This is a genomic window from Archangium violaceum Cb vi76 (genome assembly GCF_000733295.1).
Classification (GTDB): Bacteria; Myxococcota; Myxococcia; order Myxococcales; family Myxococcaceae; genus Archangium; species Archangium violaceum.
In genome coordinates this window covers 1-25,932 of sequence record NZ_JPMI01000423.1, presented here as the reverse complement: position 1 = coordinate 25,932, position 25,932 = coordinate 1, and the positions used below count along the sequence as shown (strand labels likewise).

Below are 25,932 nucleotides of genomic sequence, written 5' to 3'. Positions count from 1 at the left end.
CCCGTTCGCGTCCAGGTGCGCTCAGTCGCCGATGAGGCCCTTCAACACCTCGGCCCGTTGCTGGTGGCTGTTGACGACGGGCGAGGTCCTGCTGAGGAACAGGGCCAGGGAGGTGTCGTCGCTGTAGTTCTTCAGGCCCTTGTCGATGAGCTTTTCACCGTCCTCCTGCGCCTCCCTCACCTGCCCCACGAAGGCCTTGTCGAACTCGTTGCCACTCAGGCCCGTCATCGCATCACGCAGCTCGCGGAACGCGGTCACCTGCTCGTCGAATTTCTTCTCGTACTTCTCCTTGTCCTTCTCGACGCCCTGGCTGGCGCCCTCGAGTCCCGCGCCACCGACGGCCTGGTCCTCCGTGTCCAGGTTCACGGTGACCAGTGCCATGGCCTTGGCGTCCGCCAGCGTCTCCAGGTCGTCCTGGCTCTTCTGGTGGTCGCGGATGAGGTCCTGGGCGAAGGTCCGCACCTCGGGGTTCGTGGACTTCTCGAGGGCGAGCTGGGCCAGGGAGATCTGCTTCTGGTTGAACAGGGAGAGCTGGTCCGCGAAGCGGGTCTTCTGCGCGAAGGCCTCGCCGACCTTCTCACCCTGGCTGCGCGCTTGTTTCGCTTCGTCATGGGCACAACCCGCGCCCATGCCGATGACAGCCAACACGCCCGCACCCCACAGCAGTCGCCGCATGCTCATGGTTCCAGCCTCCTTGTCCTGGGGGACGAGGCAAAGCTGGGACGCGGAGTGTTGAGCCACAAGCGCCAGGGACAGGTGGTTCCGCGAGGACCGGGCTCGCGCACCCCCGCTCCCCCCACCCCGTGGGACGGGGTGACCGGACATGAAGAGAGCCCGGCCGGTTTCACCGGGCCCCCGCGGGTGCGCTAGCCTGCGCCGGGTGAGGGAGTTGCCGCGACAGCTGGGCCCCTATCGCCTCGTGCGCCGGTTGGGGGCGGGGGGCATGGCCGAGGTGTTCCTCGCGCTGGCCTTTGGCGCCAGTGGCTTCGAGAAGCGCGTGGTGCTCAAGGTGCTGCGCCCCGAGCACGTGGGCAATCCCACCTATGAGCGCATGTTCCTCGAGGAGGGCCGGCTGGGCGCGAGGCTGAGCCATCGCAACCTCGTGGGGGTGCACGACCTGGGGTGCGCGGATGGCGCGTACTACGTGCGGCTGGACTACGTGGAGGGCGCGGACCTGGCGAGCCTCCTGGTGCGTGGGAGGCCCGGGCCGGCGCTGGCGCTCTTCGTGGCGGACGAGCTCGCGCTGGCGCTCGCCGCGGTGCACGGGCTGGAGGACGAGGCGGGCCGGCCGCTCGGGCTGGTGCACCGGGACGTCACGCCGTCCAACGTGCTGGTGTCCCGGTTGGGCGAGGTGAAGCTGGCCGACTTCGGCATCGCCAAGGCCACGCTGCTGCGGGAGCAGACGCGCTCCGGGGTGCGGAAGGGCACGTACGCGTACATGTCCCCCGAGCAGGTGCGCGGTGGCGCGCTGGGCCCGGCGAGCGATCTCTTCTCCCTGGGCACCACGCTGCACGAGCTGCTCACCGGGCGCCGGCCCTTCGACGGGGAGACGCCCTTCGAGACGATGGAGCGCATCCGCGAGGCGGACGTGGGGCCGCTCACGGACGTGGAGGAGGAGCTGCGGCCAGTGCTCCGGGCCTGTCTGGCGCGGAGGCCGGAGGACAGGCCGGGCTCGGCCGAGGTGCTGCGCCAGATGCTCTCCCCGCTGCGCCGCGCGCGTGCCGAGGCCGGGCCTCCCGAACTGGCCCGGTGGGTCCGCGAGGGGTTGGGGCAGGGCGGGGCGGGTGGCTCCTCGAGCGGGACGGTGCTGGAAGACACGTGAGGCCCGGTCCGCGCCGGTGCTCACTCCACCCGGATGACGACCTTGCCGAAGTGCGCTCCGCTCTTGAGGTGCTCGAAGGCGGCGCGTGTCTCGGCGAACGGGAAGACGCGGTCCACCACCGGGCGCACGCCGTGCAGCGTCAGCGCGCGGTTGAGGGCCTCGAAGGACTGCCGGTGGCCCACGAAGACGCCCTGCACGCGCAGGTTCCCCATGAGGATGGGGGTGAGCGCCATGGCGCCCGCGCCACCACTGAGCACGCCGATGACCGACACCGTGCCCCCGAGCCGCACCGCGCGCAGCGACTTCTCGAAGGTGCCCGCGCCGCCCACCTCGACGACGTGGTCCACTCCGGTACCGCCGGTGAGGGTGCGCGCCGTCTTGTCCCAGTCCGGCGTCGTCACGTAGTTGATGCCCTCGTGGGCGCCCAGCGCTCGGGCGCGCTCCAGCTTGTCGTCCCGGCTGGAGGTGAGGATGACGCGCGCGCCCATCATCCGGGCGATCTGCAGCGCGAAGATGGAGACGCCCCCGGTGCCCTGCAGCAGCACGGTGTCACCCGCCTTGATGCCGCCCTGGGTGACGAGCGCGCTCCACGCGGTGACGGCCGCGCAGGGCAGCGTGGAGGCCTCCTCGTCCGTCAGGTGCGCGGGCGTGGGGATGGCACCGTCCTCGTGCAGCAGCATCGTGTCCGCGAGCGCCCCATCCAGCGGCCCGCCCAGCGTGCTGCCCTGCACCTGGCGCGAGGGCTCTCCGGCGAGCCACGCCTGCGCGAAGAGGCCCATCACCCGGTCTCCCACCTTCACGCGGGTGACGCCCGGTCCCACCGCGTCCACCACGCCCGCCCCATCCGAGTTGGGCACGAGCGGCAGCTTCTGCCGCGGGTTGTAGCGGCCCTCCACCATCATCAGGTCGCGGTAGTTGAGGCTCGTGGCCTTCACCCGCACCCGCACCTGCATGGGCCCCGGCTCGGGGTCCGGCCGCTCGGCGTACACCAGCTTGTCCAGCCCGAATCCGCTTCGAATCTCGTAGACCTTCATGGGGCCCGGGTTCTAGCGCGCCTCGTGCTTCGCGGAGAACGGTTTCACGGGCCCGGGGCGGAAGCGTTGAATGCCCTGCGGTAGACTCCCGGGTATGACGCGGAGACTCTGGGCCCGGAGCGGTGTGGTGATGCTGTTGTGGATGGGGATGCAGGGGTGCGCCCACGTCCCCGCCTCCGAGGAGGCGGATGTCGACGCGCTCGCCGACTGGCCCGAGCCCGCTCCCGAGCACGAGAAGGACATCGGGTCCTCCGAGCAGGGGACACCTCTCGAGCCGCTCCGCGCTCCTCCCCGCGCTTCCAACCTCCTGGTGCTGGGCGGAGGGGGCGAGCCCTCCAGCAATGAGATCGCCCTGGAGAAGAACGTCCGCTACTTCCAGCGGACGCTCGAGGCGCACGGGCTCGCGCCCGCTTCCGCCACCGTCTACTTCGCCAACGGGAACGATGGGCAGGCCACGGTGCGCTACCTCGGGGAAAAGGCGCGCGAGCAGTTCAAGGCCCCGGAGATTCCCCACGTGAAGGGACCGGCCACCCTGGAGCGTTTCCTGGAGTGGGTGGAGCAGAGCGCCCGGGAGACGCCTCATCAACCGGCCTTCATCTACTTCACGGGGCACGGAGGATTGAACAGCCGGCATCGCAACAACAACCACCTGGCGCTCTGGGAAGGGGACACGCTGACGGTGCGGGCCTTTGGTCTCTTCCTGAACCGGCTCCCGAGCACCACGCCCGTGGTCACCGTGATGTCCCAGTGCTACGCCGGCTCGTTCGCCAACTTCATCTACCAGGACGCCAATCCCAAACGGCCGGTGGTGGCCCAGCCCCGCTGTGGCTTCTTCGCCACCGTGGACTTCCTGCCCTCGGTGGGATGCACACCGGAGGTGGATGAGGCGGACTACAAGGATTACAGCTCCAGCTTCTTCGCGGGCCTCAGCGGGCTGGGCCGGACGGGGAAGGCGGTGGTCTCGGCTGATTATGACACGGATGGCCGGGTGAGCTACGCGGAGGCCCACGCGTTCGCCAAGGTGGATGGCGAGACCACGGACCTGCCGATCTCCACCTCGGAGGCCTGGTTGCAGCGGCGCGCCACGCGGGGGGACCGGCGCCGCTTCCTGTCCTCGCCCATCGTCGAGGTGCTGCGCGGCGGACGCCCGGAGCAGCGGTATGTCGTGGAGTCGCTCGTCGCCAGGTTGGGCTTCCTTCCCGAGCTGTCCGTGCGCGACAACCTCAAGACCGCGACACTCCGGTCGGCGGAGGCCGTGGCCTATGTCGAGCGCCTCTACATGGAGCTGATCAACATCGGCATGCGGGAGAAGCTTCGTGCCTCGGGCTCGCCCCAGGCGCTCGCCGTGTTCGAGCGTCTGTTGCAGTGCGAGAGCGGCTCCTGGGACAGGCCGGCGGGGACGGCTCCGGTGCCGGTGCGGGTGGAGGCTTCCGAGGCTGACGCGACGGGTCCGTGAGTTTTTCCCACACCCTCACCCCAGCCCTCTCCCAGAGGGAGAGGGGGCATTCACGGTAGGGAACCCGGGGGTCTCGATACCCTCACCCCGTCCCTCTCCCGGCGGGAGAGGGGAGATTGGCTCAGCCCGCCTCTCCTCCGTCGATGCTGTAGGCCGCTCCCGTGATGCTCGCCGCCGCCTCCGAGCTCAGGAACAGGCACAGCGCCGCCACCTCCTCCGGCTGGATGACCCGCCCCAACGCGTTCATGGCCGCCAATGCCGCGTGCGCCTCCTGCTCCGTCCGGCCCGTGCTCTTCGAGATCGCCGCCTTCGCGTTCGTGAGCATGTCCGTCTCCGTCCAGCCCGGATTCACGATGTTCACCGTCACGTTCTTGCGTGCCCACTCCACCGCCAACGAGCGCGTCAGCCCCAGCAGCGCGTGTTTCGAGGCGCAGTACGCCGACGTGTATTTCGCTCCCCGTGTCGCCGTGATGCTCCCGATGTTGATCACCCGCCCCCCTCCCGCCGCCGCCATCGCCGGTATCAACTCCCGGCAGAACAGGAACGGCGCCATCACGTTCACCGCCATCACCTTCTGAAAATCCTGCGTCGTCGTCTTGTGCAGCGGCGCCGATACCGAAATCCCCGCGTTGTTCACCAGCACCCGCGGCGTCCCCCCTTCCAATATCCGCTTGCTCGCCGCCAGCACCGCCGCCTCGTCCGCCACGTCCACCGCCAGCGGCTTCACCGCCCCTCCCGATTCGCGCGCCAGCTCCTCCAGCGCCTCCGCCGCTCGCGCCAGCGCCCACACCTGGTAGCCCTCCTTCACGTACGCCTGCACCAGCGCCTTGCCGATTCCCCGGCTCGCGCCCGTCACCACCGCTGTCTTCTGGGTCGTCGTCATGGCTCCCGACCATACCCGGACCTCGTTCCCCGGGTCCCCCCGGTGATACAAGCCCCCCAGCTCCCGCCCCTCCTGGAGGACCCCCATGTCTCGCGCGGACATCACCGATCTCTTCCGCATCGACGATCTCCTCTCCCCAGAGGAAAAGGCCGCCCGCGATACCGTCGCCCGCTTCGTCGACTCCGAGGTCCTCCCCATCATCGGAAAGCACTTCCGCGAGGGCTCCTTCCCCTCCCACCTCGTGCCCCGTCTCGGCGAGATGGGCGTGTTCGGCGCCAACCTCCAGGGTTACGGCTGTGCTGGCATGAACACCGTCAGCTACGGCCTCATCCTCCAGGAGCTCGAGCGCGGGGACTCCGGGCTGCGCTCCTTCGCCTCCGTGCAGGGCTCGCTCTGCATGTTCCCCATCCACGCCTACGGCACCGAGGAGCAGAAGCAGCGCTTCCTCCCCGCCATGGCTCGCGGTGAGCTCATCGGCTGCTTCGGTCTCACCGAGGCCGACTTCGGCTCCAATCCCGCCGGCATGCGCTCCCGCGCCCGCCGCGATGGCGACTCCTGGGTCCTCAATGGCTCCAAGACGTGGATTACGAATGGCTCCATCGCCGACGTGGCCATCGTCTGGGCCAAGACGGACGAGGGCGGCCCCGAGTCCATCCGCGGCTTCCTCGTGGAGAAGGGCATGCCCGGCTTCACCGCCCGTGAGATTCCCGGGAAGTTCTCCATGCGCGCCTCCACCACCAGTGAGCTGTTCTTCCAGGACGTGCGCGTGCCCGATTCCCACATGCTGCCCGGTGTCACCGGTCTTCGCGGTCCCCTGTCCTGTCTCAACAACGCGCGGATGACCATCGCCTTCGCCGTCACCGGCGCCGCCATCGCCTGCTTCGAGGGCGCTCGCGAGTACTCCCTCTCCCGTGGCCAGTTCGACAAGCCCATCGCCGCCTACCAGCTCACCCAGGAGAAGCTGGCGGACATGCTCCAGGAGATCGTCAAGGCGCAGCTCCTCTCCCTCCGCCTGGCGCGCCTCAAGGACGAGGGCAAGGTCACCCCCGCCATGGTGAGCCTCGCCAAGCGCAACAACGTGAAGGCCGCCCTGGAGATCGCCCGTGTGGCCCGCGGCATCTATGGCGCCAATGGCATCACCGATGCCTGGCCGCCCATCCGCCACATGCTCAACCTCGAGAGCGTCTACACCTACGAGGGCACCCACGAGGTGCATACCCTCGTGCTCGGCAAGGCCATCACCGGCTACGACGCCTTCGGTTGAGACTCCTCTCCGGGTGGGCGCCCGGCGGGCCACCCTCCTGCGGAGGGGGTACGGCCCTGTCCCTGGCCGGGAACAGGATTTCCAGGGTTGGGAAGCGAGCGGCCTACCTGCCGTGCCGCCTTGCGTCATGGCGAGGTCCGCCCATTGTTGCCCGGGGTGGTGTAGATGGAAGTGCCTTCCGTTTGAACCCGGAGCCATTTCGCATGAGCACCAGCCCCCGGCTGAATCCCACCACCGCCGCCAACTCGTCCGAGCGCATCTGGGAGGAGGAGATCCTCCCCAGGCTGCACGAGTACATCCGCATCCCCAACAAGTCCCCGGCCTTCGAGCCGGATTGGGCGAAGAAGGGGCACATGGACAAGGCGGTGAAGCTCATCGCCGGCTGGTGCGAGTCCCAGGCGAAGCACATCCCCGGGCTGAAGGTGGAGGTGGTGACGCTCAAGAACGAGAAGGGCGAGGAGCGCACCCCTGTCATCTACATGGACATCCCCGGCACCGGGGATGACACCGTGGTGCTCTACGGCCACCTGGACAAGCAGCCCGAGATGACCGGCTGGCGCGCGGGCCTCTCCCCCTGGGAGCCCGTTCGCGAGGGCGACAAGCTCTACGGCCGCGGTGGCGCCGATGACGGCTACTCGGCGTTCGGCTCGCTCGCCGCCATCCGCCTGCTCAAGGAGCAGGGGATTCCGCACTCGCGCTGCGTGGTGCTCATCGAGGCCTGCGAGGAGAGCGGCAGCTATGACCTGCCCGCGTACATCGAGCACCTCGCCCCGCGCATCGGCAAGGCGTCGCTCGTGGTGTGCCTGGACTCCGGCTGCGCCAACTACGAGCAGCTGTGGATGACCACCTCGCTGCGCGGGCTCATCTCCGGCAACCTGCGCGTGGACATCCTCAGCGAGGGCGTGCACTCGGGTGATGCGAGCGGCATCGTGCCCTCGTCGTTCCGGATTTTGCGGCAGGTCCTCTCGCGCGTGGAGGACGAGCAGACGGGCCGCATCCGCATCGACGGCCTCCAGGTCCACATCCCCCAGGCGCGCCGCGAGCAGGCCGCCGCCGTGGCCGAGGTGCTGGGCGAGGAGGTGTACTCCAAGTTCCCCTGGGTGCCCGGCTCCCGTCCGGTGACGGTGGACCGCGCCGAGCAGATCCTCAACCGCACCTGGCGCCCGGCGCTCTCCGTCACGGCCGTGGAGGGCATGCCGGCCCTGGGCAGCGCGGGCAACGTGCTGCGCCCCTACACCGCGGTGAAGCTGTCCATGCGCATCCCTCCGCGGGTGGAGCCCAAGGCGGCCATCCAGGCCCTCAAGCAGACGCTGGAGGCGGATCCTCCCTACGGCGCGAAGGTGACGTTCGAGGGTGAGAAGGCCAGCGCCGGCTGGGACGCGCCGCCGCTCGAGAAGTGGCTGGAGCAGGCCACGCACGACGCCTCGCGCGCCTTCTTCGGCAAGCCCTTCATGGCCATGGGCGAGGGCGGCACCATCCCGTTCATGGAGATGCTCGGCAAGCGCTTCCCCGAGGCCCAGTTCCTCATCACCGGCGTGCTCGGCCCCAACAGCAACGCCCACGGGCCCAACGAGTACCTCCACATCCCCACCGGCAAGAAGCTCACCTGCTGCGTGGCCAGTGTCATCGCCTCGCACTTCAACCGGTAGGCACTGCCTTCACACGCGGGCCCTGGTCCTCTCCGGGCCAGGGCCTTCGTGTGTCCGGGCCTTCATCGGAGCCCACCCGGTGATGACATGGTCACCACCCGGTGGGCCGGACGCGAGGTCAGGACGGCGTGGGCTCGGAGCCACCCTCGGGGCTCGGCGTGCCCTCGGCGGCGGCCTCGGCGGGAGCGGACTCCTCGCCCTCGGTGACTTCGTCGTCGCCCTCGTCCACCGGAGCGTCGCCGCGAGCCTCCGCCGCCTGCTGCTCCTTCACCTGGTCATCGCTCATGAAGCCGATGGGCAAGTCCTGGCGGTTGAGGAAGCGCACCGACTTCTTCGAGATGGCGTACATCTGCTCGGCCACCGCGGCGGGCACCAGCGAGTGCTCGATCTGCGCCGGCTCCGGACGCTCCACCACGCCGAGCGTGCCGTCCTCGAGCTGCTTCGCCTGCGTCTCGGTCAGCTCCAGGCGGCGCAGCTTCCCCTTGCGCGTCATGAAGTAGAAGACGGTGGCGCCCACGTCCACGGGCACCTGGCCGCCGAGCACCAGCTCGCGCAGCTTGCGGTCCAGCTCCACCTGCTTCTTGGACTCCATCCGCTGGGCGGCCTTGGAGCCCGGCAGCGGGGGCAGCTTGGGGACGATGCCGCCCGACGGCTCACCGCCCGGCCGCCCGCCCTGGGGACGTCCACCCTGGGGGCGCCCACCCGGGCCACGGGGAGGGCCACCCTGGGGCCGGCCACCCTGTCCCTGAGGACGGCCACCCTGTCCCTGGGGACGGCCACCCGCCTGGGGAGGACGTCCACCCTCACGGCCCTCGCGGCGCGGCGGACGCTCGTCGCGCCCCCGGTCCTCACGAGGCTCCCTCTCCTGGCGGCCAGGAGGGCCCTCGCGCCGGGCCTCCTGCGACGGGGCGGGACGGCGGGTCGGGGCGGTGGTCTCCGCCTTCTTGGCCTGGTCCTCGGAGACCAGGCCAGCCTTCAAGAGCTTGTCACGCAGGTTCTGCATAGGTGGCGTTCTATCCCGTACATTGGCGCGCGCAAGCCGTCCCTTGCCGCTCCAGCACCCACCCCGTAATTTGGGCAACCCCCGCATGGAGCCGGAGGAGTCGTGACCCGTTTCCCGAAGTTCGCCCTCGCCGCCACCCTGGCCCTCGCCACCGTGGCCTGCCAGGACCCTGTCGACAAGGCGGCCAAGGCTCGCATCTTCTCGCCCGAGGACCCGCCCAAGGTGGTGGCCTCGGCCGCCGAGAAGCTTCCGCCCGAGGACGTGGCGGACAATCCCCGCGTGGCCCGCCGCATCCTTTCCATGGACGCCGCCGAGGTGACGGAGCGTCTGGGACCCCACGCCTTCAAGGCCACCGTCACCTACGAGTGGACGGGCGCCCCGGGCACCGTCCCCACCAAACTGACGGAGACGCGCACCTTCCGCGCCGGCCCGGGTGGTGTGAGCGGAGATTTCCACGGTGTGCTGGAGAACAGCCGGGACCAGGGCCTGGAGGTGATGCGCGTGGGGGGCAAGGTGTACGCCCGCAACCGCTACGGCACCTTCCGCCAGCGTCTGCGCGACCGCGGCATGGCCGAGCGCACCCGCACCGAGCTCACCGCCGCCATCCGCGACCTGGACGCGCTCTTCCGGGGCCGGATGCTGCTGTCCCCGCAGGGCACCGTCACCCACGAGGGCCGCACCGCGTGGCGCTACAACGTGACGTTGGGTCCAGAAGGCAACACGGGCACCACACGGGCCGTGCTGCCCGCGCTCTCCGAGCCCAAGGGCGGCCGGGATGACACCACCAAGCGCCGCCTGGCCTTCTTCGAGAACCGCACGCCCAAGTCGCTGACGGGCGAGGTGCTGGTGGACGCGGAGACCTCCGTCGTCCTCAAGACGCGCCTGGATGGGCGCATCACCGTGCCCGCCAATGACGCCGGGGGCGCCGCCGAGCTGCGCATGGTGCTCGAGTCCGCGCTGAGTGAAATCGGCCAGGACCCGAAGTTGCAGCCGCCGGAGAACTTCCTGCCGGACGCGGACAAGCCGCAGGGCATCGCGGACGCGCTGGACCGCTTCGGCATCCCTCGCAACAAGCCCGAGGGCACCACTCCGGGAGCAGGGGCCGCCCAGCCCGCGGACGAGCCCGCGGACGAAGAGGGCAACTGACCTGGCAGGTGTTGCGCGGGAGTCAGGCCGCTACAGGGAGGCAGCGGCCTGTTGGAAGAAAATTTGACCCTCCTCTTGCGATCTCTAGAATCCTCGACGGTTGCGCACCGGACGCGTCCGACATGAGCGGATGTTCAGGTGCCCACTGCAAGGGAGCGGAGATGGAGCGCAAGGTCGGCAGTAGCACGACGGTGACGTCCAAGGAGGTCAAGGCCGCGTTGGAGAAGACGCAGACCCTGACGGCCGAGGAGGAGAAGGTGCTGCGGCTCCGGCACGGTGCCGGTGCCCCCAGCAAGAGCGCGCCGCTTCCCCGTGCCGCGGGCAACAACGAGCAGCTGGGTGACGAGCTGCTCCTCATCGAGATGCAGCTGATGAAGGCCATGCGCGAGCGCACGGGCCAGGCGCGCTCGGCGAGCAAGCCCAAGGCCGCGGCCACCGGCACCAACGCGACGAAGGACAAGATCGTCCGCGCGTTGCGCAAGAAGAAGTAGTCCCCCGGCACCCCGCCAGGGGACGGCGCTCATCGGTCGAGCAGAGCCACGAGGCGGGTTCCCGCCTCGGGGAGCGTCAGCTCTTTTCCCGAAATCTCCTGGGCGAGCGCCTCGGCGTCGTCGGTACCGCCCCGGGCGAAGAGGCCCTGGAGCCAACGGCCGGCGGTGGGGTTGCGCCACCAGTCCTCGTTGAAACGCCCGGTGAGGTGCGCGGTGAGCCGCGTCTCCAGGGCCCAGGCGCGCAGGTAGCGCGTCACGTAGAGCTGGGGGTCCACGTCGAAGAGGAAGAAGCCCGGGTGTGCCTCGACGAAGAGCGCGCGCCGCTGGGCATCCGCGTACTCCTCGGCCCGCTCGGGCGAGGGGCCGTGCTCGTACAGGGACAGCTCGTAGGGCAGCTTCGCGCAGTGCCGGCGCAGGACGGTGAGGGCCTGGAAGGCGGCCATGCGCGAGGCGTCGCGCGCGGTGGCCGAGGGCTGGCGCAGGTAGCGCTTGAGCCATTCCTCGTCGGTGAGGAGCCGCTCGAAGAGGGTGGCGAAGGCCTCCGTCACCGAGGCGTCCCCCAGCCGGCGCAGCTCCAGCGGCAACTGGTCGGACACATGGGCGTGGTGCAGCGCGTGGCCATACTCGTGCAGGAGGCTGCCCAGGGCATCGAGGCCCGCGCGGCGCTGAAGGACGAGGCGCACCTCGCCGGGCACGCGCACCGAGACGGTGAAGGGACGGGAGGCCTTGCCGGGACGCTCCTCGTCATCCAGGCGGATGCGGCCCTCGGCGGACGGGTGGAAGCCCCACTCGCCGAGCCAGCGGACGACGGCGGGCAACGTGTCCTCGCGCCGGAAGAAGCCGCCGAGCCAGGACACCTGGGTGGCGGCCTGCAAATCATGCCGGCGCGCGTGGCCCGAGGGCAGGGGACGCAGCGTGGGCTCCACCTTCTTGAGGACGTAGGCGAGCACGTCTCGGTAGGCGTCCTCGGTGAGGCGCAGCGTCTGCTCGGCGGCCTCGACGAGGGGCTCGAGCTTGATGCCGGAGACGTCCGCGCGCAGGGCGGTGTAGCTGGGGGCGCGGAGCTGCTCGGTGACGCGGAAGGCGGCCTCGCGGCGCTCGCCGTAGCGGCCCTTGTTGTCCCAGAGGAAGCCGCCGGTGGCGCTCTCGAGCAGGGCGCGCCGGCCGCGCTCGGGCTCATGCGGGAGCTGGCCGAGCGCCTCGCCGAGGGAGAGGGTCTGGTCGTCCACGGAGAGACGGGAGCGGGCCTCGAGTTGGGCGAGGGCCTGGGCGGCGGGGGCGGCGAGGGCTTCTTCTATCTGGGTGGCGATGAAGTCGCGCAGCAGCCGGAGGCGGCGCACGCCGAGCGAGTCGCCCTTGGCCTGGGCCTTGGGGACGGACTCGGTGACGGCGGCGAAGGCCTCGGGGGAGGCGATTTCGGGCGAGTGTTCGTAGAGCTCGCGGAGGGGGAGATCCTGGGCGAAGCCGGCGGCGTGGCGGTACTGGAGGGTGGCCAGCTCGGCGAGGAAATCGTCCAGGCTCGCGCGCAGGGCAGGAAGGGGGCGGTCCATGGGGAGGCGGACGGTAGACACTTCGGCCACGGGGGAAAAGAGCCGAGTCGGTGGAGCGTGCCGCGCTGGACCCTCTCCCTCCGGGAAAGGGCTGGCGGGCGGGGCTTCACGATGCGGACGGCTTGGGTATGGCCCCCAGCTCGAGAAACATCGGTCTTGGTTCGGGCCTGTCGCCGAGATGGCCGGCCCTGGCTTCGAGGTCGATGAACCCGAGCTTCTCGTAGAACGGGACGGCTTCTGGCTTCGCGTCGACGACGACGCCGAGGCAACCGAACTCGTCCGCCATGCGGTGGGCGAGCACGAAGACGGCGCGCAGCAGCGTGCTGCCGATGCCTCGCCCTCGCGCCCGTTCATCGACGGCGAGCCGCGCCAGACGGAGCACGGGAAGCGGGTATTGCGGCAACTTCCTGCGCCGCGGCACGGGGAGCTCCGCCACGGTGATTTCAGAAGGCGTGACGGTCACGAAGCCGGCGATCGTTCCGTTCTCGAGCGCGACATACGTCGTGCCGATGTGATGGCGGAATTGGTTCTGTCCGGCGTAACGCTGGAAGAACCGGTCGAGGTCGACGTTGCCCGAGCGGAAATCCGAGCGGTCGTCTTCCTGGAGCAGCCTGCGGATGTCGATGGCCACGGGAAGCTAGCGCGGCTTCTTGCCATCCATCAGTGCGCGGAGCGCCTTCGTGGGTTTGCGTGGGCGCCGGGTCAGGGCCGCGACGCGCTCGAAGGTCTTCTGCTCCACCACGATTCGAGGCGGGATGATCAGGTCCGCCGGCAGCTCGCGGAGGGCCTGGAGGTGGTGCAGGAGCGCCTCCTCGATGAGGCGGCCCTTCTTCATCCCATGTGCTTCCACGTAACGCTCGACGAGCTCCTTGGTGGTCTCGGAGACATACGCGGAAATCTGGGTCTCGGCCATGGCGGTACCTCTCTACGAAAACGTAGAACGGAGTGGGGCCTGTCACAAGTCCGGGGCCGGAGGTCTCCTCCGGCCGGGGTTTCCTGGTCAGCAGGCGAGCGACGGACGTGGTCTCTGCAAGGCCATGGCCAGGTGCGGTCCCCGCGGGGAGCCAGGTCCCGGCCGTCTCCCGTGGGCGACGGCCGTCCACGCTTCGTCCGGAGGGCCCTAGGCGGTCTCGCCCTTCACGGGCAGCTCGAGCGTGAAGGTGGCGCCCTGGCCGGGCCCGGGGCTGGTACAGGACAGCTTCCCCTTCATCTCCTCGGCGGCCAGGGCGCTGATGTGCAGGCCGAAGCCGTGCCCCGTCTTCTTGGTGGTGAAGCCCTGGGTGAACAGCCTCGCCACGTTCTCCGGCGCGATGCCCACCCCGTTGTCCGTCACGTCGATGCGCAGCCGCTCTCCGTCGTCCGAGCGCTCGACGCGGATGCGCAGGCACTTGTCCTCCTGCTCGCTGTCCACCAGCGCGTGGCGCGCGTTGCTCAGCAGGTTGATGAGGATCTGCAGCAGCTTGTGCCGATCCACGAAGATGAGGGGCACATCCGCGTAGTCCCGCACGATGCGGATGGCCAGCCGCTCGAAGGAGACGGCGTGCAGGCGCAGCGCCTCGTCGATGAGCTGCGGCACGTCCACCTGCTCCACCGCCCCCGCCGAGCGCGCGTGCTTCTGCTGCATGCTGACGATGGACTTGATGTGCTCGACGCTCTGGGCGAGCGCCTGCATCTCCTTGAGCATGCTCTCCCGCTCCTCCACCAGCTCGTCGGACACCGCGATGAGGTAGGGCGGCAACTGCTTGCCCTGCGAGTCGCGGGTGAGGAAGGTGGGGAGCTCCGGGAGGTTGTCGCGCAGCAGGCCGACGGCCTTGGCCAGGCCCGTGACGCGGGAGCGGCGCAGCCGGTCCGTGACGAGCGTGGTGGAGATGTTGACGCTGTTGAGCGTGTTGCCCACGTTGTGGAGCACGCCGGTGGCCACCTCGGCCATACCCGTCTGGCGCGACACATCCACCAGGGTGCGGTGCATCTCTCCCAGCCGCGTCTCGGCCTCCTTGCGCTGGGTGACGTCGCGGGCGAAGAGCGTCACCCCCACGGTCCGGCCGGTCTCTCCGAAGATGGGGTGCATGCTGATGTCCAGCACGACGCGGGAGCCTCCGGCCTCGTACGCCTCCTCGTAGCGCAGGCGCTGGCCCTCGCGCACCAGGGCGAGGCGGCTCCTCCAGAGCTGGACGCGCTCCGGCTTCGAGTACCGGAAGAGCGTCTGCCCCAGCTCGAGCTCCTTGCCGACCAGCAACCGGTAGAAGCGCTCCATGGCCGAGTTGGCCACGAGCAGGCGCCCCTCGGGATCCAGCGCGACCACGATGTCGTCGGTGCTCTCGATGATGCCGCTCAGCTTGAGCTCGCTGGCTCGCAGCTTCTTCAAGGCCCGCTCGAGCGAGTGGTGGGCCGCGTCCCGGGCGGTGCTGTGCAACGCGCTGATGCCCCAGATGCCCAGGAAGGCGATGCCCGCCATGCCGTGCCGGACCCAGAACCGTGCCAGCGAGAAGGACGGATCGGAGCTGTCGGCGTGCCGCAGGACGTAGAGCGGGTGGACCACGTCCATGATGACAACGAGGAAGAGGACGAAGGGCAGTGCCCGGCGAGGCCCCAGCAGGTACACGGCGAAGGCGGGGAGCAGCATGTTGGTGGCATGCACGCCCCCTTCGAGGTTGGTCTTGTTCGAGAAGGTGCCGCCCAGGAAGCCAATCGTGAGGGTCACCAGCATGATGACCGCGGGGACCACGAGCGTCCGGGCCTTGCGCGCCGCCACCAGGATGGCCAGGTACAGCACGCCCGCGATGCCGGGGAGGGGGGAGTAGGGCGTGAACAGTGTGATCGCCAGGTACAGCATGGCGAGCATGAGCATGAAGCACGCGGCGGCCACGAGCACCCGGTGACGGACGAGCTCCTCGGGAGGCGCGTTGCGCAGGGTCTCCGAGAGGAAGAAGTCCAGCCAGCGAAGGATCCGCGGGGTCCTCACGGGGCCCACGGAGGCCTTGGCCCGGATCTCCGGGGGGAGGGGGACTTCCTGGCTGGTCTCGGGAGAGGAAAGGAGCGCCATGGCTGCGAAGAGCCGTGAGAAGGAAGTCCCTCGCCGGCTCGAGGTCACATTCTAGCGGCCCCTCCGTCTAGCGGCTCCTTCGTCCTCCGCCGCCACGGCCCCGCGGGGAGGGGCCCGGCCCACGCCGCGCTCCTTCCTGACGGCCTCCCGCCTTGCCTCCAGGGCGCCCGGCGCCACGCGGGCCGCTCTTTCCCTTGCCCTTGCCCGCGGTCCGCCCCCGCCCATCCTTCGCTTTCCGTGCCATGTCACGGCCGAATGCGCCGTCCACGCGGCGCGTGGGCTTCGCCCGACGGGCGCCCTCCTCCTCGCTCCCAGGGCGAGGCGCCGGGCTCCGGCCCGGGGCCGCACGGCGGGAGTCTCCACCCCGGCGCTCCGGGCCCTCACGCCGGGGGCCCGCTCCACGCGCCTCGCGAGCCCTCCCCGGCGCACGGGGACGGGGGCGGTCCTCGAGCTTCATCAAGTCATCCACGTCCCCCTGCTCGGCCCGGAACGTCTCCCGCTCCTGGAGGAAGGCGGGGTCCTTGCGCGGCACCTCGGCGCGCGGCACCGGCATGCGGATGATGCGCTCGATGGCACGCACCGTCTCCTCGTCCCGCTCGGTGACGAAGGTGGAGGCCCGCCCGCTCGCACCCGCCCGCGCCGTGCGGCCGATGCGGTGCACGTAGTCCTCGGGCGAGTGGGGCAGGTCGAAGTTGATGACGTGGCCCACGTCCTCCACGTCCAGCCCGCGCGAGGCGATGTCGGTGGCCACCAGGCAGCGGTACTGCCCCCGCCGGAAGCCCTCGAGCGCCTGGCGGCGCTGCCCCTGCGTCCGGTCCGAGTGGATGAGGGCGGACTTGTGGCCCGAGCGCTTGAGGACCTCCTGCACCTTCTCGGCGCGCTCCCGGGTGCGGGTGAAGACGAGCGCGCTGAGTTGATCCCTCTCGAGCAGGGTGAGCAGCAGCGGGTACTTCTCGTCCGCCTCCACCTCGTACATCCGCTGTACGGCGCGCGCGGCGGGCGTGCCACTGGGGGTGACCTCCACCCGGACGGGCCGGCGCAGCAGCTCCTGCGCGAAGAGCGTCACGTTGTGGCCGAGCGTGGCGGAGAAGAGGAGCGTCTGACGCTCACGGGGCAGGGCGGCGAGGATCCGCTGGAGCTCGGGCAGGAAGCCCATCTCCAGCATCCGGTCCGCCTCGTCCAGCACCAGCGTGCGCACCGCGGAGAGGTTGACCGCGCCCGCCTGGAGGAGGTCCGCCAGCCGGCCTGGGGTGGCGAGCACCAGGGTGGGCTTCTGGCGCAGCGCCTCCACCTGGGCACTCATGTCCGTGCCGCCGATGACCACCGCCTGGGTGACACCGCGCGGCTCGCCGAAGAAGGAGGCCTCCTGGGCGATCTGCTGCACCAGCTCGCGCGTGGGGGCGAGCACCAGCCCGGTGGGGCCGGGCTCACCGGCCAGGCGCTCGATGAGGGGCAGCAGGTAGGCGGCCGTCTTGCCCGTGCCGGTGGCCGCGCAGCCGATGACGTCGCGCCCGGCGAGCGCCGGGGGAATGGCCTGGGCCTGGATGGGGGTGGGAGCGGTGAAGCGGGCGCGCCGCACCGCACCGAGTGTCTCAGGAGAGAGGCCGAGGGTCTTGAAGGAGTTGCTCACACACCGGGGGCTATCACGCCCGGGCGCGCGGGGCTACCAGCGCACGTCGAACGTCATGTCCTCGGGGCCCACCTGCTCCCAGGTGCTCTGGGGCGAGCTCACGCCCGTGGCGCGCAGGGCGGCATGGAGGATGCCGTTGTAGTAGTCGCCGGGCAGGGGGACGCCCCGGAAGTCCATCCGGTAGTGGTTGGGCCCGAGCTGCTCCACCGTGCGCGTGCCGAAGTTGCTGCTGCGGCCCACGAACTCGGGAGCCTTGCGCATCAGCCGGTCCGGCCCGAGCAGGTGCAGCGCGGCCAGTTGAATCTGCCCCAGCAGCGTCTTGCGGTAGCCCTCGAAGAGGCACGCGCCCACGCGGAAGAGCCCCTCGGACGGGTGCAGGGAGGCGAAGCGGGTACGCGCCAGGTAGTGGAGCACCTCGGCGAAGTGCTCCACCGCGATCTCCGACGGGGCATAGTCGGTCCCACCGCTCAACCGGATGATCTCCTTCATCTCGGCGGAGCGCTCCTGGATCTCCAGGCTGCGCAACAGGCCCTCCAGGGGGGCGTAACGCATCCGCCGGGGGGCGGGTTGCTGTGAAGCGGCGGCGGTGGCGGGCATGAATCACCTCGTGAGCGGCTTTCACCCGGCACGAGAGACTGGCACAGGCGTGGGCTCGAAAACCACCGGGAGACTCCTCGTGCTCACGCGCAGGCGCTGACGCACCGCGGTGTGGCCCGGGCCCTCGGGCGTGTACTCTCCGCCCACCATGAACGAGCAGCGCATCGACACGCTCCTGAACGACATGAGCCTCGAGGAGCAGGTTTCCCTGTTGGCCGGAGCCACCTTCTGGACGACCGTTCCCGTGGAGCGGCTCGGCATTCCCTCCCTCAAGGTCAGTGACGGCCCCAACGGCGCACGCGGTGCCGGCAGCCTCGTGGGCGGCGTGAAGGCCGCCTCCTTCCCCGTGGCCATCTCCCTCGCGTCCACCTGGAACACCGCGCTCGTCACGCAGGTGGGCCAGGCGCTCGGCCAGGAGGCGCAATCCAAGGGCGCCCAGGTGCTGCTCGCGCCCACCGTCAACCTGCACCGCTCCACCCAGAACGGCCGCAACTTCGAGTGCTACTCCGAGGATCCCTTCCTGTCCGCCCGGCTCTGCGTCGCGTACATCCAGGGCGTGCAGAGCCAGGGCGTGGGCGCCACCGTCAAGCACTACGTGGGCAACGAGTCGGAGTTCGAGCGCATGTCCATCAGCTCCGACATCGACGAGCGCACGCTCCGCGAGCTCTACCTCGTTCCCTTCGAGGCGGCCGTGAAGGAGGCGGGCACCTGGGCCGTCATGTGCTCCTACAACAAGCTGAACGGCACGTTCGCCAGCGAGCACAGGCGTCTGCTCACGGACATCCTCAAGCGCGAGTGGGGCTTCGACGGCGTGTTGATGTCCGACTGGTTCGCCACGCACACCACCGTGGAGTCCATGAACGCGGGCCTCGACCTGGAGATGCCCGGCCCGGCGAAGTTCCGCGGCCAGAAGCTGCTCGAGGCCGTCCGCGCGGGACAGGTGGGCACGGAGGCCATCCGGGACAGCGCCCGGCGCGTGCTGCGCCTCCTCGGCCGCGTCGGCGCCTTCGAGCATCCCGCGCCCGTGGAGGAGCAGGCCATCGACCGGCCCGAGCACCGCGCCCTCATCCGCCGGGCCGGCGCGGAAGGCACGGTGCTGCTCGAGAACAAGGGCGTGCTGCCGCTCGACCCGAAGCGGCTGAAGAAGGTCGCCCTCATCGGCCCGAACGCCAGGAGCGCGCAGATCATGGGAGGCGGCAGCGCGCAGGTGAACGCCCACTACCGCATCACCCCCTATGAGGGCATCCAGGCCCGGCTCGGCGGGAGCGTCGAGCTCGGGTACGAGGTTGGCTGCGCGAATCACAAGCTGCTGCCTCCGCTCGCGCAGACGCTCACCGCCGAGTACTTCAACAACCGAGGCTTGTCGGGGGCAGGGGTACCGGGCGCCAGCCTGCCCCAGACGGAGGTGATCTGGTCCGACGCGCCCGCACCGGGCGTCAGCGCCGACAGCTTCTCCGCGCGCCTCTCCATGCGCTTCACGCCGGAGGAGGACGGCGTGCACCACTTCGGCCTGGTCAGCGCCGGCCTCAGCCGCCTGTTCGTGGACGGGCGGCTCGTCGTGGACAACTGGAGCGCGTGGAAGCCCGGCGACACCTATTTCGGTAGCGGCAGCGACGAAGTCATCGGGACGCTCGAGCTCCAGGCCGGCCGTGCGTATGACGTGACCATCGAATACGCCACCCCGGCGGAGGGGATGCGGGCCGTGCGCGTGGGGATCACCCGGCCCCTGGGCGACGAGCACCTCGAGCGCGCCGTGCGGCTCGCCGCGGACTCCGACGTGGCCCTGGTGTTCGTCGGCCACAACGGGGAGTGGGACACGGAAGCCGTGGATCGTCCCCACATGGACCTGGTGGGCCGCCAGAACGAGCTGGTCTCCCGGGTGGCGAGCGCCAATCCCAATACCATCGTGGTGCTGCAGACGGGCGCGCCCGTCGCCCTGCCGTGGTTGGACGCGGTCGCGGGTGTCTTGCAGGCCTGGTACCCCGGTCAAGAGGCTGGCAACGCCATCGCGGATGTTCTCTTCGGAGACGCCGAGCCCTCGGGACGGCTCCCGCAGACCTTCCCCGTGCGGCTCGAGGACAACGCCGCCCATGGCAACTACCCCGGCGGCCAGGGCCGGGTGCGCTACGGCGAGGGCATCTTCGTCGGCTACCGCCACCACGACACGAAGGACCTCGCCCCGCTGTTCCCGTTCGGCTTCGGCCTCTCCTATACGACGTTCGCGTACGGGAACCTCCGCCTGAGCGCCGAGTCCCTCGCGCCGGGCGGTACGCTGACGGTGACGCTCGACGTGACGAACACCGGGCCGCGCGCGGGGCAGGAGGTCGTGCAGCTCTACGTGCGCGACGAGAAGGCGAGCCTCCCGCGCCCCGAGAAGGAGCTGAAGGGCTTCCTCAAGGTCGCCCTGGCGCCCGGCGAGACGAAGAGCGTCACCCTGACGCTCGGGATGCGGGCGCTCGCGTACTTCGATGACGCGAGGGCCGCGTGGGTCGCCGAGGCGGGCCGCTTCGAGGTGCTCGCCGGGAGCTCCTCGCGAGACATCCACGCCCGCGCCGCCTTCTCCCTCCAGCGGGACTGGGTCGGGTCCCTGGAGACGGCTCAGGCCGCCTTCTGAGGCGAGCCTCCTCGGCGTGCGGCGGCGAACTGGTGCAGTGCATCCGCCGCGCGCCGGGGGCCTCCCGCTTCCCGGAGCTCCTTCTGGAACTCCGCGAGGCGCGAGCGGTAGCCCGGGTCCGTGTCGAGCCGCTCGATGGCTTCACGCAGTGCCTTCGGATCCAGCGCGTCCTGGGGCGAGAGGGTGAGCCCCAGCCCGAGCCCGGTCACGAGCGAGGCATTGAGCGGCTGATCCGCGAACTGGGGGAAGACGGCCAGCGGCACGCCGTGCCAGAGGCCCTCCATGGTGGAGTTCATGCCGCCATGGGTGAGGAAGACGCGGGCCCGCTCGAGCACCTCGAGCTGGGGCACATGCTGGCGCACGAGGACGTTGGACGGCGCGGGGCCGAGCGTGGCCGGGTCCAGGCTCTTGCCGCAGGCCATCACCACCAGCCAGCGGGTGTCGCGGAAGGCCTCGAAGCAGGCCTTGTAGAAGTCGGGCCGCATGTTCATGGGTGTGGTGCCCAGCGAGACGAGCAGCACGGGCTTGCCCTCGAGCCGCTCCAGCGGGAAGTCTCCCCGGTCGTTGCGCGGCAGCACCGAGGGGCCCACGAAGAGGAAGCGCTCGTCGAAGTTCCCGGCATCCGGCTGGTACTTCCGGGGGACGGGGAGGATGTTCAGATCCTCGACGGTGGTGAACGCCGACCTGGGGCTGAAGCGCGGCATGCCGTGGCGCCAGTGCATCAACTCGGACGTCAGCAGCAGCCGGCCGATGGCCAGCAGGGCGCTCGGGGGCGGAAGGCCCTTCATGTTCGCGCGCAGCGCGTTCTGGATCGTGGGGGAGTGGCTCAGCCCGAAGCTCGTCTGGAAGATGGCCGCGGGCAGCCCCAGCATCTTGCCAGCGGCGCGGCCCCAGACGGCCATTGGATCATAGACGACGCAGTCGGCCCGTTCCTCCCGGGCCTGCTCCAACAGCCGGGGGGTCTCGCGCAGGCTCCGGCGCATGAGGCCCATCAGGGCCGGCATGACCTTCTTCATCTCGACGCCCGAGCTCCCTACCCCTGGCAGGCCCGCGACGCTCGAGGGAATGGCGAGCGAGTCATCGAGCAACCGGGGAGAAGCGCCGGTGTTGCGGATGGCCGCCTCGAACTCGCGCGTCACGTAGACGACGACCTCGTCCCCCCGGGAGACCAGCTCCCGGAGGAGCGGGAGCATCGGGTTGACGTGGCCATGGGCCTGCATGGGAAAGAAGAGGAATTTCATGGGGAACTCCCGCACACCGGGCGGCTTCGCCGGGTGGCGTTGATGGGGGATCGCGAATTCGTCACCCCTTCATGCACGACATCGAGACGTGAGGGAACGCCAGCGGTTGCTGTTGGAGGTTGTGGGATGTAGGAGACCGGACCCATGAAGCTTGGTGGCTACGTCATCCACGGAAACAACCGCGACACGCTCGGCGCGTGCCTGGAGAGTCTGAGCGCCGTCTGCGACGAGGTCGTGGCCCTGGACTCGCGGTCCACGGATGGCTCGGTGGAGCTCGCGCGGAGCATGGGCGCTCGTTCCGTCTCCCATTCCTGGCGTGGCTACGGTGCCGCACGGGCCGCCGCCATGGAGGCGTTGGGCCCCTGTGACTACGTCCTCTATCTCGACTCGGATGAGCGCCTGGCGCCAGAGGCCCTGTCCGTCATCCGGGCCTGGCGCGACTCCCACCCGGCGGAACCCGCCTACCGCCTGCCGTGCCGCGACTGGGCTGAAATCAATGGGCACCGCTTCCGTTACCGCACCCACTGGCGTGCGCGCCTGGTCCGCCGGGACGCCGCCATCTGGCGCCCGGAGATGATCGTCCACGAGGCACTGCCTCGGATGCGCGCTCCCCGCCTGCACGCTCCCATCGATCATCGCTTCGCCACCTCGCTCGAGGGGCGCGCGGAGAAGGAGGAGCGTTATGCCCTGCTCTGGGCCGTGCGCGCCTTCGCGGAAGGCAGGCGGCTCAAGCCCGCCGCCCTCCAGCGCCCCGCACACCTGATCCGCGACTGCCTGATGCACGGTGCGCTCTGGCGTGGAGGGCTGGACGCGTTGCGGTTGGCCTGGGCCGTGTCCAACTACCACTCCGCCAAGTACCGCCACCTCCGCGTGCTGCGGCAGGGCGGTTTCCCCGAGCTGCGGAAGGCCTTCGACGAGGGCCGCTACGGGGAGGTGTTCGCCCTCGTGCGCGAGGAGCGTACCCGGGCCCCGTAGCGGAACGTCGGGTTACAGGCGGATCAACTCCACGTCATCCGCTGCTCAGCTCACGCCCACGGCGGTCCAGCTCTCCTGGACCTTCTTCACTTCGGCCGAGTTGGCGCCGTAGAGGTCCGTGGCGGCCTGCACCGTGGCCTGGCGGGCCTGGGCGAAGGTGGTCCGGGGCGTCATGTAGTGCTCGAGGGCGCGAGAGAAGACCTTCAGGCCCTTCTCCATCCCGATGCCGTCCTTCACCTCGAGGCCGGAGGTGCGGTTCTTCCCGCCGTTGGCCAGCAGGTAGAAGGCGTTGTTGGCGATGCCGCTGGAGCCGTGGACCTCGGTCTGCTTCGGGTAGTTCTTGTAGTTGTCCACGGAGTACCCGTCCTTCGTCGGGTCATCCATGTAGCGCAGCGCGTCCCCGTTGCCGTTGGCCGGCGTCCACGCGTCCTCGCCCACCTTCCAGTCGAACTCGACGGCCTTGTTCTTCCGCGACGCGTACCACTCCACGCCCGAGCCGATGATGTCGCTCATCGCCTCGTTGAGGCCGCCGGACTCGCCCTCGTAGATGAGGCCCGCGGTGCGCTCGGTGAGGCCGTGGGCGATCTCATGCCCCGCGATGTCCAGCGTGGTGAGGGGGCCGGCCGTCTTCCCGTCGCCATCGCCGTAGTTCATCTGCGTGCCGTCCCAGTACGCGTTCACGAAGTTGTTGCTGATGTGCACGTTGGACACCAGCTTCTCGCCCTTGCCGTCCAGCGAGTCGCGGCCGAGCACGTCCTTCATGAAGTCGTACGTCATCTGCGCGCCGTAGTGCGCGTCCACCGCGGCGCGGTTGCGCGTCGGGTCCGTCGACTCGCCCCACACGTCGTTCTTGTCGGTGATCTTCACCGGCCTGCTGGCCTGCTCCTTGTTCTGCGCGTCCAGCGTCACCACGCCCTTGCCGCGGCTCGCGTCCTCCAGGCTGAAGGTGCCGTCCGCGTTCTTCGTCGTGGAGAGCTCCACCTTGCCGCTGTAGAGGCTGGTGTCATCCGCCTTGCCCGTCACGGGCTTGCCGGGCACGGGGGCCGGGGTCGTCGGCGTGGCGCCAGCCGTGGAGCCGCCCGCGCGGGCCTGGGGCAGCTCGATGCCGCCCATCTGGTTGAAGCTCGTGAGCATCTCGCCGCTGTTGGCGTCCACCAGGTAGTTCATCCGCCGGGGGCGCTCGTCGCCCTGGAGGCCCTTGGTGTGCGTGAGCTCCACGTGGAAGGCCGAGTGGTAGTTGCCGTCCTTGCCCTGGAAGACGACGCGCTCGGCGGTGGGCGCGCGGTCCGTCCGGCCCGCGAAGTCCTTCCGCGCGAGGGCCAGCGCGTCATCGGCCGTCAGCTTCACCGGCTGCGAGCCCAGGCCCGCGGGGATGGTGGAGACGTTGCCCGTGAGGCCCGACACCTTGCCCTGCGCGTCCAGGTGGCTGACGAGCTGCTCGCCGAAGACCTTCACGCCCTCGTGCGTGCGGTCCAGGCGCACGTGCGTCATGCCCAGCGCGTCGCGCTCGACGGAGCGGGGCGTGACGGCCTGGGAGATGCCGGCGCCGGGCGCCACGCCGCGGGCCAGCGAGCCCGTCTGCTGCTGGAGGAAGTCGAGCGACTTCTGGATGGCGGTCTGCGCCCGCGGGCTGTTGAGCGCCAGGGGGCCCGGGGTGGGGGCGGCCTGCTGCGCGGTGAGGGCCACCGCGGTGCGCTTGCTGGTGGGCGCGAAGCTCGAGGCCGACTCGAAGCCCGTGACGTTACGGGCCTGGCTCGTCGGCGAGCTCACCGGGAGCTCGCGGGAGGCGAGGGTGCTGGACGGGGTGGCGACGGAGGCCTTCTGGGTGCGGTTGGAGATCTGCATGGCGGGAGTCTTTCTTTGAGTGGGTCTTGTGCGCAGTGCAGAGCAGGTTGTGTGCCACGCGTCGCGTCATGGCTCCACGAACCCCAAGCCCTTGAATTCACACGCACTGCCCACGGGGCTCCCACCGGGGATGGTGACATCCGTCACCACGCCGCACCGGTCTTCCCCTGGTGACTGCTGTCACGGAATGGTGACAGCAGTCATCACCACCTCACGTCACCGCACTTCACGCGCCGCCGTCGCGGTCCTCGAGCCCGTGCTTGCGCAGCAGCTTGCGCAGGTAGACGCGGTCGATGCCGGCCTCGCGCGAGGCGCGGGAGATGTTGCCCTCGCAGCGCTCGATGAGGCCCTTGAGGTAGTCGCGCTCGAAGCCTTCGATGAGGCGCTCCTTGGCCTCCTTGAAGGGCAGCTCCATCTCGGCGGTGGCGGTGCGGGGTGCGCCCGGGCCTCCCTCGCCGCCGGGCAGTGGAGGCATCTCCGGGAGCGCCTCCTCGCCCAGGTTCACCACCTGCTCCACCACGTTGCGCAGCTCGCGCACGTTGCCGGGCCACGGGTACTGGGTGAGCAGGGCCCGCGTCTGCGCGGACAGCGCGCTGGGCGGCTTGCCCATCCGTCCGAGCACGGTGTCGACGAGCAGGGGGATGTCCTCGGGCCGCTCGCGCAGCGGGGGCAGGGTGACGCGCAGCACGGCGAGCCGGTGGAACAAGTCCCGGCGGAACTTGCCCGCCTTCACCGCGCCCTCCAGGTCCACGTGCGTCGCCGCCACCACCCGCATGTCCACCGTGCGGTAGTCGTTGGCGCCCACCCGCTTCACCTGCCGGCGCTCCAGCACGCGCAGCAGTCTCGGCTGCAGGTCTAACGGCAGCTCGCCCACCTCGTCGAGGAAGACGGTGCCGCCACTGGCCCGCTCGAAGGCTCCGGCCCGGTCGGACTGCGCGCCGGTGAAGGCGCCCTTCACGTGGCCGAAGAGCTCCGACTCGATGAGCGAGGGGGCGATGCCCGCCAGGTCCACGATGATGAAGGGCCCCTTGCCGCGCTTGCTCTCCTGGTGGAGGGCCTCGGCGCACAGCTCCTTGCCGGTGCCCGTCTCGCCCTGGATGAGCACGTCCGAGCCGCCGGGCGCCATGCGCTCCAGCAGGGTGAAGACCTCGCGCATCCTGCGGCTGCTGCCCACCAGGGCGCCGAAGCTCTCGCGCGCGGAGAGCAGCAGCGAGCGCTCCCGCGTGTCCTCCGGCACCACCTTGAGCTCGGTGGTGCCCAGGGTGACGACGCTGCCCGCGCGCAGCTCCAACTGGGAGAAGCGCAGCCCCTCGCAGAAGGAGCCGTTGCGCGATTCCAGGTCCACCGCGAGCACGTGCTCCTGGTGCACCTGCAACTTCAGGTGCTGCCGCGAGATGGTCTTGTCATTCAGGGCGATGTCACACGTGGGGGCCTTGCCCACCGTGTACTCGCCGTGCTCGAGCGAATAACTGCGCCCCGCATCCGGGCCGGAGATGACCAGCAGCTTCAGCCGCAGCTGTGCTGGACCGGCACGGTGGAGGGGCACTGTCGCGCCCATGGTCTCTTCATCTTCATGCGACGCAGCCACGGGGTGGACGCTATCACGCTCTACGTCCTCGTGACACCGCTTGTCATCGACGCTCCCTCGACGCTCCCCTCTCCCTCTGGGGAGAGGGCCGGGGTGAGGGT

The 25,932-nt window shown here is 70.1% G+C and carries 21 protein-coding genes; 8 read left to right on the top strand and 13 right to left on the bottom strand.

Annotation, left to right across the window (positions count from 1 at the left end; all coding sequences use genetic code 11):
* Window positions 1-21: 21 nt before the first annotated feature.
* Entirely contained in the window at window positions 22-681 is a 660-nt protein-coding gene (locus tag Q664_RS49905; protein WP_043414169.1) for a DUF4142 domain-containing protein, read from the bottom strand.
* 208 nt (window positions 682-889) lie between these two features.
* Between Q664_RS49905 and Q664_RS49900 the strand changes: the two genes are divergently transcribed.
* Window positions 890-1,822 (top strand): serine/threonine-protein kinase, encoded by a 933-nt coding sequence (locus Q664_RS49900; RefSeq protein WP_160174676.1) that lies wholly within the window; start codon window positions 890-892, stop codon window positions 1,820-1,822.
* A 20-nt stretch (window positions 1,823-1,842) separates the two neighbouring features.
* Here the strand turns inward: Q664_RS49900 and Q664_RS49895 are convergent, their stop codons facing one another.
* Entirely contained in the window at window positions 1,843-2,856 is a 1,014-nt protein-coding gene (locus Q664_RS49895) for a zinc-dependent alcohol dehydrogenase family protein (protein ID WP_043414166.1), read from the bottom strand.
* Between the two features lie 94 nt (window positions 2,857-2,950).
* Between Q664_RS49895 and Q664_RS49890 the strand changes: the two genes are divergently transcribed.
* Window positions 2,951-4,312 carry a Caspase domain-containing protein gene (locus Q664_RS49890; RefSeq protein ID WP_235217185.1) on the top strand — a complete coding sequence of 454 codons (1,362 nt, stop codon included), beginning with the start codon at window positions 2,951-2,953 and terminating at the stop codon, window positions 4,310-4,312.
* Window positions 4,313-4,433: 121 nt separating this feature from the next.
* Here the strand turns inward: Q664_RS49890 and Q664_RS49885 are convergent, their stop codons facing one another.
* Window positions 4,434-5,195 (bottom strand): SDR family NAD(P)-dependent oxidoreductase, encoded by a 762-nt coding sequence (locus Q664_RS49885; protein ID WP_043414515.1) that lies wholly within the window; start codon window positions 5,193-5,195, stop codon window positions 4,434-4,436.
* A gap of 85 nt (window positions 5,196-5,280) precedes the next feature.
* Between Q664_RS49885 and Q664_RS49880 the strand changes: the two genes are divergently transcribed.
* Window positions 5,281-6,459 carry an acyl-CoA dehydrogenase family protein gene (locus Q664_RS49880; RefSeq protein WP_043414164.1) on the top strand — a complete coding sequence of 393 codons (1,179 nt, stop codon included), beginning with the start codon at window positions 5,281-5,283 and terminating at the stop codon, window positions 6,457-6,459.
* A gap of 203 nt (window positions 6,460-6,662) precedes the next feature.
* Window positions 6,663-8,108: a M20 family metallopeptidase gene (locus Q664_RS49875; RefSeq protein WP_052519698.1), complete on the top strand. Its 1,446-nt coding sequence runs from the start codon at window positions 6,663-6,665 to the stop codon at window positions 8,106-8,108.
* 118 nt (window positions 8,109-8,226) lie between these two features.
* Here Q664_RS49875 and Q664_RS49870 read toward each other — a convergent pair whose 3' ends face one another.
* Window positions 8,227-9,111, bottom strand: a complete 885-nt coding sequence (locus tag Q664_RS49870; RefSeq protein ID WP_043414161.1) for a DUF2058 family protein — start codon at window positions 9,109-9,111, stop codon at window positions 8,227-8,229.
* Between the two features lie 102 nt (window positions 9,112-9,213).
* Here Q664_RS49870 and Q664_RS49865 point away from each other — a divergent pair, with 102 nt between their 5' ends.
* Both Q664_RS49865 and Q664_RS49860 read left to right on the top strand, forming a co-directional pair.
* Window positions 9,214-10,257, top strand: a complete 1,044-nt coding sequence (locus tag Q664_RS49865) for a hypothetical protein (RefSeq protein WP_043414157.1) — start codon at window positions 9,214-9,216, stop codon at window positions 10,255-10,257.
* 161 nt (window positions 10,258-10,418) lie between these two features.
* Complete coding sequence (locus Q664_RS49860; protein WP_043414156.1) at window positions 10,419-10,748, top strand: hypothetical protein; 330 nt, start codon at window positions 10,419-10,421, stop codon at window positions 10,746-10,748.
* A gap of 29 nt (window positions 10,749-10,777) precedes the next feature.
* On the opposite strand, the gene Q664_RS49855 is transcribed toward Q664_RS49860, so the two are convergent.
* From Q664_RS49855 to Q664_RS49830, 6 genes are all read right to left on the bottom strand, one after another.
* Window positions 10,778-12,298: a peptidase M3 gene (locus Q664_RS49855; protein ID WP_043414152.1), complete on the bottom strand. Its 1,521-nt coding sequence runs from the start codon at window positions 12,296-12,298 to the stop codon at window positions 10,778-10,780.
* 106 nt (window positions 12,299-12,404) lie between these two features.
* Window positions 12,405-12,929, bottom strand: a complete 525-nt coding sequence (locus Q664_RS49850) for a GNAT family N-acetyltransferase (RefSeq protein ID WP_043414149.1) — start codon at window positions 12,927-12,929, stop codon at window positions 12,405-12,407.
* 6 nt (window positions 12,930-12,935) lie between these two features.
* On the bottom strand, window positions 12,936-13,211 hold the full coding sequence (locus Q664_RS49845; protein ID WP_043414148.1) for a hypothetical protein: 276 nt from the start codon (window positions 13,209-13,211) through the stop codon (window positions 12,936-12,938).
* Window positions 13,212-13,418: 207 nt separating this feature from the next.
* On the bottom strand, window positions 13,419-15,341 hold the full coding sequence (locus Q664_RS53880; protein WP_052519697.1) for a two-component system sensor histidine kinase NtrB: 1,923 nt from the start codon (window positions 15,339-15,341) through the stop codon (window positions 13,419-13,421).
* A 67-nt stretch (window positions 15,342-15,408) separates the two neighbouring features.
* Complete coding sequence (locus Q664_RS49835) at window positions 15,409-16,971, bottom strand: DEAD/DEAH box helicase (protein WP_043414145.1); 1,563 nt, start codon at window positions 16,969-16,971, stop codon at window positions 15,409-15,411.
* Between the two features lie 33 nt (window positions 16,972-17,004).
* A complete protein-coding gene (locus Q664_RS49830; protein ID WP_084611001.1) occupies window positions 17,005-17,568 on the bottom strand; it encodes a DUF2378 family protein in 564 nt (187 codons plus the stop codon).
* 148 nt (window positions 17,569-17,716) lie between these two features.
* On the opposite strand from Q664_RS49830, the gene Q664_RS49825 reads away from it, so the two are divergent.
* Window positions 17,717-20,182 carry a glycoside hydrolase family 3 C-terminal domain-containing protein gene (locus tag Q664_RS49825; protein WP_043414506.1) on the top strand — a complete coding sequence of 822 codons (2,466 nt, stop codon included), beginning with the start codon at window positions 17,717-17,719 and terminating at the stop codon, window positions 20,180-20,182.
* On the opposite strand, the gene Q664_RS49820 is transcribed toward Q664_RS49825, so the two are convergent.
* The gene (locus Q664_RS49820) at window positions 20,167-21,423 is read right to left on the bottom strand and encodes a macrolide family glycosyltransferase (protein WP_043414140.1); all 1,257 of its coding nucleotides are present in this window, start codon (window positions 21,421-21,423) and stop codon (window positions 20,167-20,169) included. The two genes, Q664_RS49825 and Q664_RS49820, sit on opposite strands and share 16 nt — an antisense overlap.
* Window positions 21,424-21,567: 144 nt before the next feature.
* Here Q664_RS49820 and Q664_RS49815 point away from each other — a divergent pair, with 144 nt between their 5' ends.
* Window positions 21,568-22,398: a glycosyltransferase family 2 protein gene (locus Q664_RS49815; RefSeq protein ID WP_043414138.1), complete on the top strand. Its 831-nt coding sequence runs from the start codon at window positions 21,568-21,570 to the stop codon at window positions 22,396-22,398.
* Between the two features lie 45 nt (window positions 22,399-22,443).
* Here Q664_RS49815 and Q664_RS49810 read toward each other — a convergent pair whose 3' ends face one another.
* Together Q664_RS49810 and Q664_RS49805 are read right to left on the bottom strand one after the other, a co-directional pair.
* Window positions 22,444-24,243 (bottom strand): M4 family metallopeptidase, encoded by a 1,800-nt coding sequence (locus Q664_RS49810; RefSeq protein ID WP_043414136.1) that lies wholly within the window; start codon window positions 24,241-24,243, stop codon window positions 22,444-22,446.
* 226 nt (window positions 24,244-24,469) lie between these two features.
* A complete protein-coding gene (locus Q664_RS49805) occupies window positions 24,470-25,801 on the bottom strand; it encodes a sigma 54-interacting transcriptional regulator (protein ID WP_200883888.1) in 1,332 nt (443 codons plus the stop codon).
* Window positions 25,802-25,932: the final 131 nt, after the last annotated feature.